Source organism: Streptomyces corchorusii (assembly GCF_001514055.1).
Taxonomy (GTDB): domain Bacteria; phylum Actinomycetota; class Actinomycetes; order Streptomycetales; family Streptomycetaceae; genus Streptomyces; species Streptomyces olivaceoviridis.
In genome coordinates, this window is record NZ_KQ948352.1 from 551,531 (window position 1) to 571,328 (window position 19,798).

A 19,798-nucleotide genomic window follows, 5' to 3' on the forward strand; every position below is an offset into this window, starting at 1 on the left:
CCGTTCGGAGATCTGTTCGGAGATCTCCTCGGAGCCTATTCAGTCCCTGTGGCCCCTGACCTGTCCATGGCCCCTTCTGTCACACGATCGCCATTCAGTCGTCACGCGCACCGGAAGGCCTTCTTCTGTACGGGCGTTGACGGGGGTACCGTCCGCGCATGCCGAAACGCACGCGCTCCACGATCCGGAGAACGCTCGTCACCGCTGCCGTCGCCGCCCTGACCGCCGCCTTCCTCACCCCGGCCGCCGCCCGGGCCGCCGGGCCGCAGGAGAGCAGACCCGTCTACTCCTACGCCGACGCCGTGCACGAGTCCGTGTGGGTGGACACCGGACTCGACGAGGACGGCGACGGACGGACCGACCGCGTCGCCGCCGACATCGTCCGGCCCGCCGAACCCGCCCGGGAGGGCCGCAAGGTGCCCGTCGTCATGGACGCCAGCCCCTACTACTCCTGCTGCGGGCGCGGCAACGAGAGCCAGCGCAAGACGTACGACGCCCAGGGCCGCGTCGTGCAGATGCCGCTGTTCTACGACAACTACTTCGTGCCCCGCGGTTACGCCTTCGTCGGCGTCGACCTCGCCGGCACCAACCGCTCCGACGGCTGCGTCGACGTCGGCGGCCGGTCCGACATCCTGTCCGCGAAGGCCGTGGTCGACTGGCTGAACGGCCGTGCCCGGGCCTACACCAGCCGTACGGGCGGCACCCCGGTGACGGCCGGCTGGACCAACGGCAGAACCGGCATGATCGGCAAGAGCTGGGACGGCACCATCGCCAACGGCGTCGCCGCCACCGGCGTCAAGGGCCTGCGGACGATCGTCCCGATCAGCGCGATCTCCTCCTGGTACGACTACTACTTCGCGCAGGGCGCCCCGCTCTACGAGGGCGGCCCCGACGAACTGGCCGGCTACGTCGAGAGCGCCGACGCGCAGGCCCACTGCGCGGCCGTGCAGCGAAAGCTCGCCGACGGCAGCCCGCGCAGCGGCGACTGGACCCCGCTGTGGACCGAGCGGGACTACGTCAAGGACGCGGCGAAGGTGCGCGCCAGCGTGTTCCTGGTGCACGGCATGCAGGACCTCAACGTCCGCACCAAGCACTTCGGCCAGTGGTGGGACGCCCTCGCCCGGCACGGTGTGGAGCGCAAGATCTGGCTCTCCCAGACCGGGCACGTCGACCCCTTCGACTACCGGCGCGGCGCCTGGGTCGACACCCTGCACCGCTGGTTCGACCACGAACTCCTCGGCTACGACAACGGCATCGACCGCGAGCCGATGGCCGACATCGAACGCCACCCCGACCAGTGGGTCACCTCAGCCGCCTGGCCCCCGCGCGGCACCCGCGCCGCCGTCCTGCACCCGGCCGCCGGCGACCAGGCCGGCGTCGGCACCCTCGGCCCGCGTCCGGGCACCGGCACCGAGAGCTTCACGGACGACCCGGCGCTGAGCGAGACCGACTGGGCCGCGCACCTCACCACGGCCACACCCGAGAAGGCCGGCTTCCTCACGGCGCCGCTCACCCGGGACCTGCGCCTGTCCGGCTCCTCCACGGTCACGGTCACCGCGACCCCGACGACCGGCTCCGCCCATCTGTCCGCCGTGCTGGTCGACGTCGGCCCGGACACCATCCGCGACTACGCCGACCGCGCCGAGGGCATCACCACCCTCGCCGAGCGCAGTTGCTGGGGCGGGAGCACGGCCGGGGACAGCGCCTGCTTCAAGGAGACCGCGGCGAAGACGGCCCCCGTCGACTACACCGTGGTCAGCCGGGGCTGGGCCGACCTCGGCCACTACGCCTGGCCGGCCCGGGGCGTGCCGCTGACGCCGGGCAGGGCGTACACCATCACCCTGGACCTCGCGGCCACCGACCACGTCGTCCCCGCGGGGCACCGGCTGGCCCTGATCATCGCCGGGACGGACAAGGACCTCATCGACCCTCCGTCCAGCCGGCCGACGCTCACCGTGGACCTGTCCCGCACGACGGCGACGGTGCCGTTGGTGGGCGGCGCGGGGGCGTTCGCCCGGGCCACCTCCGGCAGCGCCGGGGCGCCCGCGCCGAGGGCGCTGGACGGCGTCGGGGCACCGGGTACCGTGCGGCACGTTCCGGTGGGCTGACGTCCCACGCCACTGCGGCACGGGTCCGGGGCGCCTGGCCGTCGGGTCCGGCCGCGGGCCATCGCGGGCCGGGGGCTGACAGGTCAGGCGGTCCGGTACGCCAACCCGGCCGCCTCCCTCGCGCAGCCCCACGCCACCGTGACGCCGGCGCCGCCGTGGCCGTAGTTGTGCACCAGGACGCGGCCGTCCGGGAGGGGCTGCCGCTCCAGCCGTACCGACTCCCGGGCCGGCCGCAGTCCCACCCGGTGCGCGAGGACCCGTGCGCCGGCGAGCTCCGGCCGGACGGCCGCGCAGCGGGCGACGATCGCCTCGGCCGTGGCCGGGTCCGGCGCCAGGGACCAGTCGTCCTCCTCGGCCGTGCCGCCCAGGAGCAGCCGGCCCGGCTGCGGGATGAAGTAGGCGGACGCGGCCGAGGCGTGGTCGACCGAGGTGAACCAGCTCGTGACGCCCGGGTTCTCCACCACCACCAGTTGCCCGCGCACCGGCCGCACCGCCGGGTCCGGCACCAGGGAGCGGGCCCCGAGCCCCGTGCAGTTGACCACCACGGGGGCGGGCACGGCGGCCAGGTCGGTCACCTCGCGGACCTCCACCGTGCCCCCCGCCTCCGCCAGGCGCTGCCGCAGCCAGGCCAGATGCACCGGCATGTCGATCACCGGCAGCCGCGCCGCCAGCCCCTCGGCCACCGCCCGCAGCCCCGGCACCCGGCCCGCCCACGGGCCCAGCTCGTCCAGCCGGGCCCCGTGGTGCACCCCGTCGACCAGACGCACCCCCGTCTCCTCCGGCCGGTCCGCCAGTTCCTCGTACACCGTCAGGGATTCCAGCGCCCACGCGCCCACCAGCGGCTCAGGTTCGATGCGGTACGGCCACCACAGACCGCCGGCGACCGCCGAGGTCGTCCGCTCGGCCGGCTCCCGCGCCCACACCCGCACGCGCCGGCCCGACTCGGCCAGCAGCACGGCCGTCGTCAGCCCGGCGATCCCGCTCCCGACCACGATCACTTCGTCACTCGGCTCACTGTCCACGTCAGGACGATAGGTCCTGCGCGGCCGGCCCCGTCAGCCCGGGGTCCGCCCCGGTGACCGGCGGAAAACCTGGCGGGGACGCGCGCGCACCGCCACTAGGATCGGCGTCCTGATGACTGCCACCCTCGTTGCCAAGAACCTCGCCGCCGGACATGGCGACCGCTCCCTGTTCTCCGGGCTCGACCTGGTCGTCGCGCCCGGCGACGTGATCGGGCTGGTCGGTGCCAACGGCGCGGGGAAGTCGACCCTGCTGCGGATGCTCGCCGGACTCACCCCGCCCGAGCAGGGCGAACTGCGGCTGTCCCCGCCGGCCGCGACCGTCGGCCACCTGCCGCAGGAACCGGAGCGCCGGCCGGGCGAGACCGTCCGGGAGTTCCTGGCCCGCCGCACCGCGGTCGCCGAGGCCCAGCGCGCCATGGACGAGGCCACCCAGGCGCTGGTCGACGGCGCGCCCGGCGCCGACGACGCCTACGCCGCCGCCCTGGAGCGCTGGCTCGGCCTGGGCGGCGCCGACCTGGAGGAGCGCGCGGAGGAGGTCGCCGACTCCCTCGGCCTCGCCGTGGACCTGGACCAGCCGATGACCGCCCTCTCCGGCGGCCAGGCGGCCCGCGCCGGCCTCGCCTCCCTGCTGCTGTCCCGCTACGACGTCTTCCTCCTGGACGAGCCCACCAACGACCTCGACCTCGACGGCCTGGAGCGTCTGGAACGGTTCGTCACCGGACTGCGCGCGGGCACGGTCGTCGTCAGCCACGACCGCGAGTTCCTCACCCGCACGGTCACCAAGGTGCTCGAACTCGACCTCGCCCAGCGGCAGATCAACCTCTACGGCGGCGGTTACGCGGCCTACCTGGAGGAGCGGGAGGTGGCCCGCCGGCACGCCCGCGAGGAGTACGAGGAGTACGCCGACAAGAAGGCGGCGTTGCAGGACCGCGCCCAGATGCAGCGCGCCTGGATGGACAAGGGCGTGAAGAACGCCCGCCGCAAGGCCGGCAACGACAACGACAAGATCGGCCGCAAGTTCCGCAGCGAGGCCAGCGAGAAGCAGGCCGCCAAGGCCCGGCAGACCCAGCGCATGATCGAGCGCCTGGACGTGGTGGAGGAGCCGCGCAAGGAGTGGGAGCTGCGGATGGAGATCGCGTCCGCGCCGCGCTCGGGCGCGGTGGTGGCGACGCTGCGGGACGCCGAGGTCCGGCGCGGCGGCTTCACCTTCGGCCCGGTCTCGTTGCAGATCGACTGGGGGGACCGGATCGCGGTGACGGGGGCCAACGGATCCGGGAAGTCCACGCTGCTCGGCGCGCTGCTGGGCCGCGTCCCGCTCGACTCCGGGCACGCGGCCCTCGGCTCCGGGGTCCTGGTCGGCGAGGTCGACCAGGCCCGTGGGCTGTTCCACGGCCCCGAGACCCTGCTCGACGCGTTCTGCGCCGCCGTCCCCGACACCGAACCGGCGGAGGTCCGCACCCTCCTGGCCAAGTTCGGCCTGAAGGCCGGCCACGTGCTGCGCCCGGCCGCCACCCTCTCCCCGGGCGAACGCACCCGCGCCGCGCTCGCCCTGCTCCAGGGCCGGGGCGTCAACCTCCTCGTCCTGGACGAGCCGACGAACCACCTCGACCTGCCGGCCATCGAGCAGCTGGAGTCGGCCCTCGACGGCTACCCGGGCACCCTCCTGCTGGTCACCCACGACCGGCGCATGCTGGACGCGGTCCGGGTGACCCGCCGCCTGGAGGTGGCCGACGGGAAGGTGACGGAGCGCTAGGCCCCGCCGTCAGACTCCCGTCGTCCGCCCTGAGCGCGGACGACGGGAGTGGGACGACAGGGCTCAGGACCGGTGGCGCGCGACGCCGGCCGGGGTCTGCGGGGCGGGGCCGGGCGGCTCGGCCCGCCCGGTCCCGCCCCGCCCGTCAGCGCTTCTTCGGGTCCAGCAGGCCCGCGCGGCGCAGTGCGTCCGCCATCGCGCTGTTGGCCGGTGCCGGGGCCTGCCGGCCGCCGCGGTCGCCGCCGCCGCGGCCCTGCCGCTGGCCGCCGCCCTGCCGCTGCTGCGGCGGACGGGCACCGCCGCGCTGCTGCCGGCCGCCGCCCTGGCCCTGCGGGGCGGCCTCGTCGTCCAGACGCAGCGTCAGCGCGATCCGCTTGCGCGGGATGTCGACGTCCAGGACCTTCACCTTGACGATGTCGCCGGGCTTCACGACATCGCGCGGGTCCTTGACGAACGACTTCGACATCGCCGACACGTGGACCAGACCGTCCTGGTGGACACCGACGTCCACGAACGCGCCGAAGGCGGCCACGTTGGTGACCACGCCCTCCAGGACCATCCCCGCGGACAGGTCGGAGATCTTCTCCACGCCCTCCTTGAAGGTGGCCGTCCGGAACGCGGGACGCGGGTCGCGGCCCGGCTTCTCCAGCTCCTTGAGGATGTCGGTGACCGTCGGCAGACCGAAGGTGTCGTCCACGAAGTCGGCCGGCCGCAGCGAGCGCAGCACACCCGTGTTGCCGATGAGGGACGCCACCTCCTGGCCCGTGGTCTTCACCATGCGGCGCACCACCGGGTACGCCTCGGGGTGCACGCTGGAGGCGTCCAGCGGGTCGTCGCCGCCGCGGATGCGCAGGAAGCCCGCGCACTGCTCGTATGCCTTCGGGCCGAGCCGCGCCACCTTCTTCAGCTCCGCACGGGAGGTGAAGGGGCCGTTCTGGTCCCGGTGCGCGACGATGTTCTCCGCCAGGCCGGACGAGATGCCCGACACCCGCGCGAGGAGTGGCACGGACGCCGTGTTGACGTCCACGCCGACGCCGTTCACACAGTCCTCCACGACCGCGTCCAGCGACCGGGACAGCTTCACCTCGGACAGGTCGTGCTGGTACTGGCCGACGCCGATCGACTTCGGGTCGATCTTCACCAGCTCGGCCAGCGGGTCCTGCAAGCGCCGGGCGATGGAGACCGCGCCGCGCAGCGACACGTCCATGTCCGGCAGCTCCTGCGAGGCGTACGCCGACGCGGAGTACACCGACGCGCCCGCCTCGGACACCATCACCTTGGTGAGCTTCAGCTCCGGGTGCTTCGCGATGAGGTCACCGGCGAGCTTGTCGGTCTCGCGGGACGCCGTGCCGTTGCCGATGGCGATCAGCTCGACCGCGTGCTCCTTGGCGAGCCGCGCCAGCTTGGCGAGCGCCTCGTCCCACTTGTTGGCCGGGACGTGCGGGTAGATCACGTCCGTGGCGACGACCTTGCCGGTCGCGTCGACCACGGCGACCTTCACGCCCGTGCGGAAACCGGGGTCCAGGCCGAGCGTCGCACGGGTGCCGGCCGGGGCGGCCAGCAGCAGGTCCCGCAGGTTGGCCGCGAACACGTTGACCGCCTCGTCCTCGGCGGCCGTGCGCAGCCGCAGGCGCAGGTCGATCCCGAGGTGGACCAGGACGCGGGTGCGCCAGGCCCAGCGGACCGTGTCCGTCAGCCACTTGTCGGCCGGGCGGCCCCGGTCGGCGATCCCGAACCTCGACGCGATGATCCCCTCGTACGACGACGGGCCCTCGGTGGCCTCCTCCGGCTCCAGGACGAGGTCCAGGACCTCCTCCTTCTCCCCGCGCAGCATCGCCAGGATCCGGTGCGAGGGAAGCTCGGTGAACGGCTCGGCGAAGTCGAAGTAGTCGGCGAACTTGGCGCCCGCCTCCTCCTTGCCCTCCCGCACCTTCGCGGCCAGCCGCCCGCGCACCCACATGCGCTCGCGCAGCTCGCCGATCAGGTCGGCGTCCTCGGAGAACCGCTCGGTGAGGATCGCCCGCGCGCCCTCCAGCGCGGCCTGCGGATCGGCGACGCCCTTGTCGGCGTCCACGAACGCGGCGGCGGCCGCCAGCGGTTCGACCGACGGGTCGCCCAGCAGCCCCTCCGCCAGCGGCTCCAGGCCCGCCTCGCGCGCGATCTGCGCCTTGGTGCGCCGCTTGGGCTTGTAGGGGAGGTAGATGTCCTCCAGGCGCGCCTTCGTCTCGGCGCCGAGGATCCGCGCCTGGAGCTCCTCGGTGAGCTTGCCCTGCTCGCGCACCGACTCCAGGATCGCGGTCCGCCGCTCCTCCAGCTCCCGCAGGTAGCGCAGCCGCTCCTCGATCGTGCGCAGCTGCGCGTCGTCGAGCATCTCGGTCGCTTCCTTGCGGTAGCGAGCGATGAAGGGCACGGTCGAACCGCCGTCGAGCAGTTCCACCGCGGCCTTCACCTGCCGCTCCCGTACGCCGAGCTCCTCGGCGATCCTGCCTTCGATGGACCCTGCTCCGAGGGACCCGGGTGTCGTCACGATCCCGTACCGCCTTCTCCACTGAGGTTGCGCGGCAATTGTGGCAGGTGACACGGACGACCGGGGATCAGGGCGGCTCCCGGCGGGGCGCCGGGCCCGGCGTCAGGCCCGGCTCCCCCGTGCGGAGGACGAAGCTCCGCCGAACAACCGGGCGAGCGCCCGGAACGGCAGCGTCACCACCGTGGCGATGGCGCCGCCGATCTGCCGCAGGACGTCTGCGATGGCACGGAACACGGGACGGTCTCCTCTCGTCGTGGGCTGTCCTCACCCCGGGTACCTCCGGACGGCGCGGGAAACCCGGGGCGGCACGCGGAAACCCCGCACCCCGGTGGCGGAAAAGGCGGGCGTGGACTCCGGGTGGCGTGCCGCGGGCCGCTTCACCCCGACGCGGACACGCTCCAGGTGAAGCGCGGCTGCCGGCGTTCCAGGAACGCGGCGACTCCCTCCGCCACATCGCCGCTGCCGCGCGCCTGGGCGGCCCAGTGGGCGTCACGGTCGGTGCGGCCGGCGGCGAACTCCTTGGCGGCGGCCTGGGTGAGCTGCGAACGGGACACCAGGACCCGGGTCAGCTCCGCGACCCGCTTGTCCAGTTCCCCCTCGGGCAGCACCTCGTCCACCAGGCCGGTGCGCAGGGCCCGCCCCGCGTCGATCAACTCGGCGGTGAAGAGCAGGTACTTGGCCGTGGCCGGGCCGACCAGGGACACCAGCCGGCGGGTCGAGGAGGCCGGATAGACGACGCCGAGCCGCGCCGGCGTCACCCCGAACAGCGCTCCCTCCTCGGCCAGTCGCAGGTCACAGGCCGCCGCGAGCTGCGCCCCGCCGCCCACGCAGTGGCCGCGCACCGCGGCGACGGTCGGCTTGGGGAACGCGGCCAGGGCCTCCTCGGCGGCCACCGCGAGGGCCGGTGCCTCCTCCGGTGCGTCCCGGAGCGTGGAGATGTCGGCACCCGCGCAGAAGGTCCCGCCCTCACCGGTGAGCACCAGCGCGCGGACCCCCGGCTCCCGGGCCAGCGTGTCCAGCAGCGGGGGGAGGGCCCGCCACATCGCCGTCGTCATGGCGTTGCGCTTGGCGGGATGACGGATCACCACGGTGGCGACGGAGTCGGTGACCTGGTGGGACAGCTGGGGCTCCATGCGGGGATCGTAGCGCCGGCCTCCGACAACCCGACTAGTTCGCGAACCGGCGCCCGGGGAGCAGGAACAGTCCCGACCGGGACCAGGTCATGCGGAGTCGGTCAGAAACCGTTCGATACCTGCCGACTTGTGTTCAGGCATCCGGACCGGAGCGAATCGTTACCAACACTCGACGTGTGGTGACAATCGAGCGCGAGGGTGGCGACCGGACGATGGACAACCACGGGCGCGAGGACGGCCCGCGCCCAGCGGGGGGCGGCGACGGGCCGCCGGCTCCACTGCCGTACGAAGGCGTCTGGCGGTTCACCGCGGCCGCGGTGGACGCCTCGGTCCCGCAGGCCCGGCACGCGGTGCGGGACCTGCTGCTGCGCCAGGGGGTGCCGGTCTCCGACGACCTGGTGCACGGGCTGCTGCTGATCGTCTCCGAGCTGGTCACCAACGCGGTCCGGCACGCTGCGCTGCTGTCGCCGGTGCTGGCCGTGGAGGTGGCCGTCGGAGCCGAGTGGGTGCGGGTGTCCGTGGAGGACAACCACCCCTACCGGCCGACGGCCCTGGAGGCCGACCACGGCCGGACCGGCGGCCGGGGGCTCCTGCTGGTCCGCGAGGTGGCGCGGGAGGCGGGCGGGGTGGTCGACGTGGAGCACACCGCGAGCGGCGGCAAGGTGATCTGGGCCGCGCTCCCGCTCAAGCCCCCCTCCCTGCCGTAGCGCCCGCCGGCCGCCCCCTGCCGGCCACGGGACCGCCGCACCGCCGTGGCGGCTACCAGCCGGCGGCCGGGCCCGTCAGTTCCCTGATCGCCGGGCGGGCCGCGTCCAGGACGGTCATGAACCAGGACGAGAACGGGTCCCGGGCGTGCCGCTCGGCCAGCTCGGCCGCCGTCACGAAGGCGACCTCGGCGACCTCCTCCGAGTCCGGCCCGGGCGACGCCTGCACCAGGCCGACGAACAGATGGTTGAACTCCTGCTCCACCAGGCCGGAGGCGGGGTCCGGGTGGTTGTAACGGACCGTGCCGGCCTCCGCGAGCAGCGACGGCGACACGCCCAGCTCCTCGTACGTGCGCCGGGCCGCCGCCGCGAACGGCGCCTCGCCCGGGTACGGGTGACCGCAGCAGGTGTTGGACCACACGCCGGGGGAGTGGTATTTGCCGAGCGCCCGCTGCTGGAGCAGCAGCCGGCCCTGCTCGTCGAAGAGGAACACCGAGAACGCCCGGTGCAGCTGCCCCGGCGGCTGATGGGCGGCGAGCTTCTCCGCCGTACCGATCGTCACACCCTTCTCGTCGACCAGTTCCAGCAAAATCGCCTCTGCGGTGCCCTCCGACGAACTGTGCGTCGCGGTGGCAGGTGTGATCGGCATACCCATCCTTCGCCTCGGTCTTCGCACCCCAAGTCTGCCGTACGAATCCGGCACTCCCGGCACGAGCGCACGTCCGCGCGCGGCGCGGAACCGGGAGCCGGACCCGGTAGACCATCGTGCCCGGAGCAGGTCGCGGGGAACCGTCCGGGGGTGCGCCGAACGGCAGTGCGCACGGTCAGTGGCACAGCCGCGCTTCGTGCTCCGCGTGCCCGCCCGGCTCCAGCTGGAAGGTGCAGTGCTCCACGTCGAAGTGGTCGCCCAGGCAGCCCTGGAGTTCGTGCAGGATCTTCTCGTGCCCGATGGCGTTCAGCACCTCGGAGCTGACCACCACGTGCGCCGACAGCACCGGCATGCCCGAGGTGATCGTCCAGGCGTGCAGGTCGTGGACGTCCTCCACGCCGTCGAGGGCCAGGATGTGCGTCCGGACGTCCGACATGTCGACGCCCTTGGGGGCCGCCTCCAGCAGCACGTCCAGCGTCTCGCGCAGCAGCTTCAGCGTCCGCGGCACGATCATCAGCCCGATGACCAGCGAGGCGACCGGGTCCGCCGCCTGCCAGCCGGTGCCCAGGATCACCGCGGCCGAGATCAGCACCGCCACCGAGCCCAGCGCGTCCGCGGCCACCTCCAGGAAGGCACCGCGCACGTTCAGGCTCTCCTTCTGCCCGCGCATCAGCAGCATCAGCGAGACGGAGTTCGCCACCAGGCCGATCAGACCGAACACGACCATCAGGCCGCCCCGGGTCTGCGCGGGCTCCATGAACCGCTGGACCGCCTCGTACAGGACGTACCCGCCCACACCGAGCAGCAGCAGACAGTTGGCCAGGGCCGCGAGGATCTCGGCGCGGGCGTAGCCGTAGGTGCGGTTGGTGCTCGCCGGGCGGTTCGCGAAGTGCACGGCGAGCAGGGCCATGCCGAGGCCCACCGCGTCGGTCGCCATGTGCGCCGCGTCCGCGATCAGCGCGAGCGAGTCCGCGACCAGGCCGCCGACGATCTCGACGACCATCACCATGAGCGTGATGCCCAGCGCGATCCTCAGCCGGCCCCGGTACGCGGCCGTGGCCGTACCCGTGGCCGGCGCGTGGGAGTGCGCGTGCCCGTGGTCGTGCCCTGCCCCCATGACTACCGCCTTCCAAGTGGCTGCCAGGTAAGCCAGTGAACTACGGGGCGGGGGTATGGGGCAACGCGGCACTGAACACCGTTGTCATGTGCTGTGACCTGCGGAAACGTTCCGCAGGTCAGGGCCGGTGGGCCTGGTCAGCCGCCGTGGTGCAGCCGCCAGCCGGCCCACGCCGACTCGATCATCTCCCGCACCCCGCGCCGGGCCCGCCAGCCCAGCGCCTCGGCGGCACGCTCGGCCGAGGCCACCGCGCGCGGCGCGTCGCCGGGGCGGCGGCCCTCCACCACGGGCGCCCGGCGGTCCCCGCTGACCTCCCCGATGACCGTGATCAGCTCGCGCACCGAGACCCCCTCGCCCCGGCCGATGTTCAGCGTCAGGTCACCGGTGAGGTCGCCGGCGGCCAGCCGGCGGGCCGCCGCCAGGTGGGCCTCCGCCAGATCGGCGACGTGGATGTAGTCCCTGATACAGGTGCCGTCCGGCGTCGGGTAGTCGTCGCCGAAGATGCGCGGGGCCTCGTCCCGGGTGAGCCGGTCGAAGACCATCGGCACGATGTTGAACACTCCCGTGTCCGCCAGCTCCGGCGCCGCCGCGCCCGCCACGTTGAAATAGCGCAGGCACACGGTGGAGATCCCGTGCGCCCGCCCCGCCGCCCGCACCAGCCACTCACCGGCCAGCTTGGTCTCGCCGTACGGGTTCACCGGGGCGCACGGGGTGTCCTCGGTGATCAGGTCCACGTCCGGGTTGCCGTACACCGCCGCCGACGACGAGAACAGCAGACGGCCGATGCCCGCTTCGGCCACCGCCTCCAGGAGCGTGGCCAGACCGCCCACGTTCTCCCGGTAGTAGCGGGTGGGCTGGGCCACCGACTCCGCGACCTGTTTGCGCGCCGCGAGATGGACGACGCCCGTCACGCCGTACTCCGCGAAGACCCGCTTCAGCAGCGCCCCGTCCAGTGTCGAGCCCTGGACCAGCGGCACCTCGGCCGGGAGTCGCGCGGGCACGGCGGCCGACAGGTCGTCCAGCGCCACGACGCTCTCCCCGGCGCCCGCCATGGCGCGTGCCACATGCGCCCCGATGTATCCGGCTCCGCCGGTGATCAGCCACGTCATGGTCCTCCACCCTATGCCGAACGGCCCGGTGTCCCGGTTGCCCGGGTCTGCCCCACGGGTTTGTGGGCCGGCCCCCGCATCCCCGATGATGATCGCGGCAAAGGCCGGGGCAGCCCCCGTGGGCCGGACCGTGAACGGCCGGTGAACACCGGCTCCGGACCATCCGATACCCTCTGCCGACATGCCGCCCGGGTGCCGCAGGCAGGGCGCCCCACCACGCAAGAGACCGGCGCCCGCGCGCCGGCACCCAGGGAGTGAGTTCGGTTGTCGACCGCCATCGTCACCGGTCAGCCGGTCCCCGGATCGTCACTGGAGAACGATCTGCGGTCCCTCGGCTTCGACGTGCGCGTGGCCGCCGACGCCGCCGAGACGGAGTCCCTGCTCGCGGCCGTGCCGGCCGGCCGGCGCGTGGCCCTCGTCGACGCCCGTTTCGTCGGCCACCTGCACGCGCTGCGCCTCGGCCTGACCGACCCGCGCTTCCCGGTCGCCGCCGTCCCCGGTGCCGTCACCGCCCAGCCGGACGCCCGGCCGGCGCTCACCCGGGCCGTGGCCCGCGAGACCGCCGCGCCCGGCGGTACGGCCACGGCCGGCGGCGGCGCCCCCGCGCTCGCCGTGGACAGCCTCGCCGACCGCGTCGCCGACGCCCTCGACGCCGACGGCGGCGCGGTGCACCGGCCCGAGCTGGGCAGCCTGGTCGCCGCCGTGCCCGCCGACCCGCAGGCCCGCAACGAGGCCCGGCAGGCCGTCTCCGCCGTCGACGACGAGGCCGTCCGCCTGAAGTCGGCCGTGAAGTCCCGGGACGGCTTCTTCACCACGTTCTTCATCAGCCCCTACTCGCGCTACATCGCCCGCTGGTGCGCCCGTCGCGGCCTGACCCCGAACCAGGTCACCACGGCCTCGCTGCTCACCGCCCTGATAGCGGCCGGCTGCGCGGCGACCGGCACCCGAGGCGGCTTCGTCGCGGCCGGAGTGCTGCTGATCGCCTCCTTCGTCCTGGACTGCACCGACGGCCAGCTCGCCCGCTACGCCCTGAAGTACTCCACCCTCGGCGCCTGGCTCGACGCCACCTTCGACCGGGCCAAGGAGTACGCCTACTACGCCGGCCTCGCCCTCGGCGCCGCCCGCGGCGGCGACGACGTGTGGGCCCTCGCCCTCGGCGCGATGATCCTCCAGACCTGCCGGCACGTGGTCGACTTCTCCTTCACCGAGGCCAACCACGACGCCACTGCCAACACCAGCCCCACCGCCGCCCTCTCCGACAAGCTCGACAGCGTCGGCTGGACCGTCTGGCTGCGGCGGATGATCGTGCTGCCGATCGGCGAGCGCTGGGCGATGATCGCGGTCCTCACCGCGGTCACCACCCCCCGGATCACCTTCTACGTCCTGCTCGTCGGCTGCGCCTTCGCGGCGGCGTACACCACGGCGGGCCGGGTGCTGCGCTCGGTGACCCGCAAGGCGCGGCGCACCGACCGGGCCGCGCAGGCCCTCGCCGACCTCGCCGACCCGGGTCCGCTCTCCGAAGCCGTGCGGCGCGTGGCCCGCAGGGGACTGCCCGGACTCGCCGTGCCCGCCGTCGCCCTGCTCGGCGGCGCCGCGGTCGTGGCCTGCTCGGCCCTCACGGACTTCGGCGGGCCGCTGCCGGTCGCCGGCGCCGTCGTGTACGTCCTGACCTCGGCCCTCGCCGTCGCCCGCCCCCTCAAGGGCGCCCTCGACTGGCTCGTCCCGCCCTTCTTCCGGGCCGCCGAGTACGGCACTGTCCTCGCGCTGGCCGGCAAAGCGGGCGTGAACGGGGCCCTTCCCGCGGCTTTCGGCCTGGTGGCGGCCGTCGCCTACCATCACTACGACACGGTGTACCGCATCCGCGGCAGCGCCGGAGCGCCCCCGGCCTGGCTGGTGCGCGCCATCGGGGGGCACGAGGGGCGGACGCTGCTCGTCGCCGTTCTGGCCGCGGTACTTACCGGCGCGCAGTTCAAGGTCGCGCTCACCGTCCTCGCCGTGGCCGTCGCCCTGGTGGTGCTCGTCGAGAGCATCCGCTTCTGGGTGTCCGCCGGGGCACCCGCCGTACACGACGAAGGAGAAACCGCATGATCGGCCTCGTGCTGGCGGCCGGCGCCGGGCGCCGTCTGCGCCCCTACACCGACACCCTGCCCAAGGCCCTGGTGCCGGTGGGCCCCGAGGGCGCGGAGGAGTCGCTGACGGTCCTGGACCTGACGCTGGGCAACTTCGCCGAAGTGGGGCTGACCGAGGTCGCGATCATCGTCGGCTACCGCAAGGAGGCCGTGTACGAGCGCAAGGCGGCCCTGGAGCGGAAGTACGGCCTGAAGCTCACCCTCATCGACAACGACAAGGCCGAGGAGTGGAACAACGCCTACTCCCTGTGGTGCGGCCGTGACGCTCTGAAGGACGGCGTGATCCTCGCCAACGGCGACACCGTGCACCCGGTCTCCGTCGAGAAGACCCTGCTCGCCGCGCGCGGCGACGGCAAGAAGATCATCCTCGCCCTGGACACGGTGAAGAGCCTGGCCGACGAGGAGATGAAGGTCGTCGTCGACCCCGAGAAGGGCATGACGAGGATCACCAAGCTGATGGACCCGGCCGAGGCGACCGGCGAGTACATCGGCGTCACCCTGATCGAGGGCGACGCCGCTCCGGAACTCGCCGACGCGCTGAAGGCGGTCTGGGAGACCGACCCGCAGCAGTTCTACGAGCACGGCTACCAGGAGCTGGTCAACCGCGGCTTCCGCATCGACGTGGCGCCGATCGGCGACGTCAGCTGGGTCGAGATCGACAACCACGACGACCTCGCCCGCGGACGGGTGATCGCGTGCCAGTACTGACCCGGCTCATCCCCTCGCCGGTCGTCGTCGACATCCGCCCGGGTGCCCTGGACGACCTGGCGAGTGTTCTCGCCGACGAGCGCATCTCGCCGTCCGGCCGGCTCGCCGTCGCCGTCAGCGGCGGCTCCGGGGCGCGGCTGCGCGAGCGGGTCGCCCCCTCGCTGCCCGGCGCGACCTGGTACGAGGTCGGCGGCGGCACCATCGACGACGCGGTCCGGCTGGCGAGCGACATGCAGGGCGGGCACTACGACGCCGTCGTCGGCCTGGGCGGCGGCAAGATCATCGACTGCGCCAAGTTCGCGGCGGCCCGGGTCGGCCTGCCGCTGGTCGCGGTCGCCACCAACCTCGCCCACGACGGCCTGTGCTCGCCGGTCGCCACGCTGGACAACGACGCGGGCCGCGGCTCGTACGGCGTGCCCAACCCGATCGCGGTGGTCATCGACCTCAACGTGATCCGCGAGGCCCCCGTCCGGTTCGTGCGCTCCGGCATCGGTGACGCCATCTCCAACATCTCCGCGGTCGCGGACTGGGAGCTGGCCAACCGGGTCAACGGCGAGAAGGTGGACGGCCTGGCCGCGGCCATGGCCCGCCAGGCGGGCGAGGCCGTGCTGCGGCACCCGGGCGGGATCGGTGACGACGACTTCCTCCAGGTGCTGGCCGAGGCGCTGGTCCTCACCGGTATCTCCATGTCCGTGTCGGGCGACTCCCGCCCGTCCTCCGGCGCCTGCCACGAGATCAACCACGCCTTCGACCTGCTCTACCCCAAGCGCGCCGCCGCCCACGGCGAGCAGTGCGGCCTCGGAGCCGCCTTCGCGATGTACCTGCGCGGCGCCCACGAGGAGTCGGCGTACATGACCGAGGTGCTGCGCCGGCACGGGCTTCCGGTGCTGCCGGAGGAGATCGGTTTCACGGTGGACGAGTTCGTCCGCGCCGTGGAGTTCGCCCCCGAGACCCGGCCCGGCCGCTACACGATCCTCGAACACCTCGACCTCAAGACGAACCAGATCAAGGACATCTACGCCGACTATGTCAAGGCCATCGGTAGCTGAACTCCGTCCGGTCGTCCACCCCGCCGGGGTGAAGGACCGGCGCAGCGGTGAGCACTGGGCGGGACGCCTCTACATGCGTGAGGTGTCCCTGCGCGTCGACCGCTACCTGGTGAACACCAGGGTCACGCCCAACCAGCTCACGTACCTGATGACCGTCTGCGGTGTGCTCGCGGCCCCGGCCCTGCTGGTGCCGGGGATCGCGGGCGCCGTGCTCGGCGTGGTCGCCACCCAGCTCTACCTGCTGCTGGACTGCGTCGACGGCGAGATCGCCCGCTGGAGGAAGCAGTACTCGCTCGGCGGGGTCTACCTGGACCGCGTCGGCGCCTACCTCACCGACGCGGCCGTGCTGGTCGGCCTCGGCCTGCGCGCCGCCGACCTGTGGGGCAGCGGCCGGATCGACTGGCTGTGGGCCTTCCTCGGCACCCTCGCCGCGCTCGGCGCCATCCTGATCAAGGCCGAGACCGACCTGGTCGGTGTGGCCCGGCACCAGACCGGCAGGCCGCCGGTCAAGGAGGCGGCCTCGGAACCGCGCTCCTCCGGCATGGCGCTGGCCCGCCGGGCCGCCTCGGCGCTGAAGTTCCACCGGCTCATCCTCGGCATCGAGGCCTCGCTGCTCATCGTCGTCCTCGCGATCCTGGACCAGGTCCGCGGCGACCTGTTCTTCACCCGCCTGGGTACGGCCGTCCTCGCCGGCATCGCCCTGCTCCAGACGCTGCTGCACCTGGTGTCCATCCTCGCCTCCAGCAGGCTGAAGTGAGCGCGCCCATGAAGGTGGGTGCCGTCATCATCACCATGGGCAACCGGCCCGAGGAGCTGCGGGCCCTGCTCGACTCCGTCGCCAAGCAGGACGGCGACCCGGTCCAGGTGGTCGTCGTCGGCAACGGCTCGCCCGTCCCGGACGTGCCCGAGGGCGTGCGGACCGTCGAGCTGCCCGAGAACCTGGGCATCCCCGGCGGGCGCAACGTCGGCATAGAGGCCTTCGGGCCCGGCGGTCGTGATGTCGACATATTGCTCTTCCTCGACGACGACGGCCTGCTCGCCCGGCACGACACCGCCGAGCTGTGCCGCGAGGCCTTCGCGGCCGACCCGGAGCTGGGCATCATCAGCTTCCGCATCGCCGACCCCGACACCGGCGAGACCCAGCGCCGGCACGTGCCCCGGCTGCGCGCATCCGACCCGATGCGCTCCTCCCGGGTCACCACCTTCCTCGGTGGCGCCAACGCCGTCCGCACCCGCGTCTTCGCGGAGGTCGGCGGGCTCCCGGACGCGTTCTTCTACGCGCACGAGGAAACCGACCTGGCCTGGCGGGCCCTCGACGCGGGCTGGATGATCGACTACCGGTCCGACATGGTGCTGTACCACCCGACGACCGCGCCCTCGCGGCACGCGGTCTACCACCGCATGGTCGCCCGCAACCGCGTCTGGCTCGCCCGCCGCAACCTCCCCGCCCTCCTGGTCCCGGTCTACCTCGGCGTCTGGCTGCTGCTCACGCTGCTCCGCCGCCCCTCGCGGCCGGCCCTGAAGGCATGGTTCGGCGGCTTCCGGGAAGGTTGGACCACGCCCTGCGGTCCCCGCCGCCCGATGCGCTGGCGTACGGTGTGGCGACTCACCCGACTGGGCCGTCCGCCGGTCATCTGACAAGCTCGTCCCCGAAGTGCCCGTGCGCCCGTGGACGGACGCACGGGACGACGAACTCGAACGCGAATCCGAAGACGAAAGTATCCACCTGTGAGTGAGACCACGCACGACGGCACGGTCGCCGTGACCGCGGCCGCGCCGCCCGACGAGGGGCTGACGGCGGCCCAGCTCGCCGCCAAGTACGGGCTCGCCGTGAGCGGCGCCCGGCCCTCGCTCGTGGAGTACGTCCGTCAGCTCTGGGGGCGCCGCCACTTCATCCTCGCCTTCTCCCAGGCGAAGCTGACCGCGCAGTACAGCCAGGCCAAGCTCGGCCAGCTGTGGCAGGTGGCCACACCGCTGCTGAACGCGGCCGTGTACTTCTTCATCTTCGGGCTGATCCTGCACGCCAGCCGCGGCATGTCCCAGGACGTGTACATCCCGTTCCTGGTCACCGGCGTGTTCGTGTTTACCTTTACGCAGAGTTCGGTGATGTCGGGCGTCCGCGCGATCTCCGGGAACCTCGGCCTGGTGCGCGCCCTGCACTTCCCGCGCGCCTCGCTGCCCGTCTCCTTCTCGCTCCAGCAGCTCCAGCAGCTGCTGTTCTCGATGATCGTGCTGTTCCTCGTGGCGATCGGCTTCGGCAGCTACCCGGACCTGTCCTGGCTGCTGATCGTGCCCGTCCTCGCCCTCCAGTTCCTCTTCAACACCGGGCTCGCGCTGATCATGGCCCGTGCGGGTGCCAAGACCCCGGACCTGGCCCAGCTCATGCCGTTCGTGATGCGGACGTGGATGTACGCCTCCGGCGTGATGTTCTCCATCCCGATCATGCTGGAGGACAAGCCGCAGTGGATCGCGACGGTCCTCCAGTGGAACCCGGCCGCCGTCTACATGGACCTGATGCGCTTCGCCCTGATCGACGGCTACGGTTCCGCGAACCTGCCCGACCATGTGTGGGCGGTGGCCGGCGGCTGGGCCGTGCTCTTCGCCGTGGGCGGCTTCGTGTATTTCTGGAAGGCGGAGGAGCGGTACGGCCGTGGCTGAGCAGAACACCCAGGATCGCCGCCCGACGGTCATCGCGGACGACCTGCACATCGTCTACCGGGTCAACGGCGCCAAGACCGGCAAGGGCAGCGCCACGGCGGCCCTGAGCCGGATCCTCAGGCGCCGCTCCGACGACGCGGCGCGCGGGGTCCGCAAGGTGCACGCCGTGCGCGGCGTGTCCTTCGTCGCCTACCGCGGCGAGGCCATCGGCCTGATCGGCTCCAACGGCTCCGGCAAGTCGACGCTGCTGCGGGCCATCGCCGGCCTGCTGCCCGCGGAGAAGGGCAAGGTCTACACCGACGGCCAGCCGTCCCTGCTGGGCGTCAACGCGGCCCTGATGAACGACCTGACCGGCGAGCGGAACGTCATCCTGGGCGGGCTCGCCATGGGCATGTCCCGGGAGCAGATCAAGGAGCGCTACCAGGACATCGTCGACTTCTCGGGCATCAACGAGAAGGGCGACTTCATCACCCTGCCGATGCGCACGTACTCCTCCGGCATGGCGGCGCGCCTGCGCTTCTCCATCGCCGCCGCCAAGGACCACGACGTCCTCATGATCGACGAGGCGCTGGCCACCGGCGACCGCAAGTTCCAGAAGCGCTCGGAGGAGCGCATCCGGGAACTGCGCAAGGAGGCCGGCACGGTGTTCCTGGTCAGCCACAACAACAAGTCCATCCGGGACACCTGCAACCGGGTGCTGTGGCTGGAGCGCGGTGAGCTGCGCATGGACGGGCCCACCGAAGAGGTCCTCAAGGAGTACGAGAAGTTCACGGGCAAGTGACCCGTTTTCGGCCAGGGCCCCGCCGGAATTCCTCCGGGCGGGGCCCTTCCGTCTGCAAAGGAAGCGTCAACTCCATCTGGCGTTAGGAATCTTGAAGGCAATCGGTGTGTTGTTGTGATGTGCAGGACACCCTGCCGCGCCACGCCGCGTTGTACAACGTAAGCTGTACCGGCGTCGGAAACCGGCAAGTGGGGCGATAATGCGCGCCCACCTGCGGTGGGCACGCCTGCGCGGAGCGGGGCGGCGTGTCCGAAATAGTGTGTATCGGATCGGCAGTGTAGAACGGGAGATGTGACGGCAATGGCTACGGAAACTCCCCTGCTCAGCGGAGCATGTGCCGTTCACGCCCCG

17 protein-coding genes are annotated in these 19,798 nt (G+C 72.7%); 10 read left to right on the plus strand and 7 right to left on the minus strand.

The features are described 5' to 3' along the window. Window positions 1-158 precede the first annotated feature (158 nt). Window positions 159-2,108, plus strand: coding sequence for a Xaa-Pro dipeptidyl-peptidase (locus AQJ11_RS06595; protein ID WP_059262188.1), 1,950 nt, complete (start codon window positions 159-161; stop codon window positions 2,106-2,108). A gap of 83 nt (window positions 2,109-2,191) precedes the next feature. On the opposite strand, the gene AQJ11_RS06600 is transcribed toward AQJ11_RS06595, so the two are convergent. Next, window positions 2,192-3,106 carry an FAD-dependent oxidoreductase gene (locus AQJ11_RS06600; RefSeq protein ID WP_059262189.1) on the minus strand — a complete coding sequence of 305 codons (915 nt, stop codon included), beginning with the start codon at window positions 3,104-3,106 and terminating at the stop codon, window positions 2,192-2,194. A gap of 136 nt (window positions 3,107-3,242) precedes the next feature. Between AQJ11_RS06600 and AQJ11_RS06605 the strand changes: the two genes are divergently transcribed. Beyond that, entirely contained in the window at window positions 3,243-4,883 is a 1,641-nt protein-coding gene (locus tag AQJ11_RS06605) for an ABC-F family ATP-binding cassette domain-containing protein (RefSeq protein WP_059262190.1), read from the plus strand. Window positions 4,884-5,028: 145 nt separating this feature from the next. Here AQJ11_RS06605 and AQJ11_RS06610 read toward each other — a convergent pair whose 3' ends face one another. The 3 genes from AQJ11_RS06610 to AQJ11_RS06615 all read right to left on the minus strand — a co-directional run bounded on the left by AQJ11_RS06610 (window position 5,029) and on the right by AQJ11_RS06615 (window position 8,543). Then, window positions 5,029-7,410, minus strand: a complete 2,382-nt coding sequence (locus AQJ11_RS06610; RefSeq protein ID WP_014676188.1) for a Tex family protein — start codon at window positions 7,408-7,410, stop codon at window positions 5,029-5,031. 102 nt (window positions 7,411-7,512) lie between these two features. Further along, window positions 7,513-7,644 (minus strand): LPFR motif small protein, encoded by a 132-nt coding sequence (locus AQJ11_RS52100; RefSeq protein ID WP_014676189.1) that lies wholly within the window; start codon window positions 7,642-7,644, stop codon window positions 7,513-7,515. A 143-nt stretch (window positions 7,645-7,787) separates the two neighbouring features. Next, on the minus strand, window positions 7,788-8,543 hold the full coding sequence (locus AQJ11_RS06615) for an enoyl-CoA hydratase/isomerase family protein (RefSeq protein WP_059262191.1): 756 nt from the start codon (window positions 8,541-8,543) through the stop codon (window positions 7,788-7,790). A 212-nt stretch (window positions 8,544-8,755) separates the two neighbouring features. Between AQJ11_RS06615 and AQJ11_RS06620 the strand changes: the two genes are divergently transcribed. Beyond that, window positions 8,756-9,250, plus strand: coding sequence for an ATP-binding protein (locus AQJ11_RS06620; protein ID WP_058084149.1), 495 nt, complete (start codon window positions 8,756-8,758; stop codon window positions 9,248-9,250). A gap of 52 nt (window positions 9,251-9,302) precedes the next feature. On the opposite strand, the gene idi is transcribed toward AQJ11_RS06620, so the two are convergent. The 3 genes from idi to galE form a co-directional block, all read right to left on the minus strand. After that, window positions 9,303-9,896, minus strand: coding sequence for an isopentenyl-diphosphate Delta-isomerase (gene idi, locus AQJ11_RS06625; RefSeq protein WP_059262192.1), 594 nt, complete (start codon window positions 9,894-9,896; stop codon window positions 9,303-9,305). Window positions 9,897-10,071: 175 nt separating this feature from the next. Further along, window positions 10,072-11,013, minus strand: coding sequence for a cation diffusion facilitator family transporter (locus AQJ11_RS06630; RefSeq protein ID WP_014676193.1), 942 nt, complete (start codon window positions 11,011-11,013; stop codon window positions 10,072-10,074). A 137-nt stretch (window positions 11,014-11,150) separates the two neighbouring features. Then, a complete protein-coding gene (gene galE / locus AQJ11_RS06635) occupies window positions 11,151-12,122 on the minus strand; it encodes a UDP-glucose 4-epimerase GalE (protein WP_059262193.1) in 972 nt (323 codons plus the stop codon). Between the two features lie 264 nt (window positions 12,123-12,386). Between galE and AQJ11_RS06640 the strand changes: the two genes are divergently transcribed. The 7 genes from AQJ11_RS06640 to AQJ11_RS06670 all read left to right on the plus strand — a co-directional run bounded on the left by AQJ11_RS06640 (window position 12,387) and on the right by AQJ11_RS06670 (window position 19,447). Then, on the plus strand, window positions 12,387-14,210 hold the full coding sequence (locus tag AQJ11_RS06640; RefSeq protein WP_059262194.1) for a DUF5941 domain-containing protein: 1,824 nt from the start codon (window positions 12,387-12,389) through the stop codon (window positions 14,208-14,210). Beyond that, on the plus strand, window positions 14,207-14,959 hold the full coding sequence (locus tag AQJ11_RS06645; protein ID WP_014676196.1) for a phosphocholine cytidylyltransferase family protein: 753 nt from the start codon (window positions 14,207-14,209) through the stop codon (window positions 14,957-14,959). The genes AQJ11_RS06640 and AQJ11_RS06645 overlap by 4 nt, the downstream gene beginning before the upstream one ends. Then, complete coding sequence (locus tag AQJ11_RS06650) at window positions 14,947-16,008, plus strand: iron-containing alcohol dehydrogenase family protein (protein WP_014676197.1); 1,062 nt, start codon at window positions 14,947-14,949, stop codon at window positions 16,006-16,008. Before AQJ11_RS06645 ends, AQJ11_RS06650 begins: the two co-directional genes overlap by 13 nt. Next, window positions 15,986-16,765 (plus strand): CDP-alcohol phosphatidyltransferase family protein, encoded by a 780-nt coding sequence (locus AQJ11_RS06655; RefSeq protein WP_079082241.1) that lies wholly within the window; start codon window positions 15,986-15,988, stop codon window positions 16,763-16,765. The genes AQJ11_RS06650 and AQJ11_RS06655 overlap by 23 nt, the downstream gene beginning before the upstream one ends. 8 nt (window positions 16,766-16,773) lie before the next feature. Next, window positions 16,774-17,646, plus strand: coding sequence for a glycosyltransferase family 2 protein (locus tag AQJ11_RS06660; protein WP_014676199.1), 873 nt, complete (start codon window positions 16,774-16,776; stop codon window positions 17,644-17,646). A 90-nt stretch (window positions 17,647-17,736) separates the two neighbouring features. After that, window positions 17,737-18,666 carry an ABC transporter permease gene (locus AQJ11_RS06665; RefSeq protein ID WP_014676200.1) on the plus strand — a complete coding sequence of 310 codons (930 nt, stop codon included), beginning with the start codon at window positions 17,737-17,739 and terminating at the stop codon, window positions 18,664-18,666. Further along, complete coding sequence (locus tag AQJ11_RS06670) at window positions 18,659-19,447, plus strand: ABC transporter ATP-binding protein (protein WP_014676201.1); 789 nt, start codon at window positions 18,659-18,661, stop codon at window positions 19,445-19,447. The genes AQJ11_RS06665 and AQJ11_RS06670 overlap by 8 nt, the downstream gene beginning before the upstream one ends. Window positions 19,448-19,798: the final 351 nt, after the last annotated feature.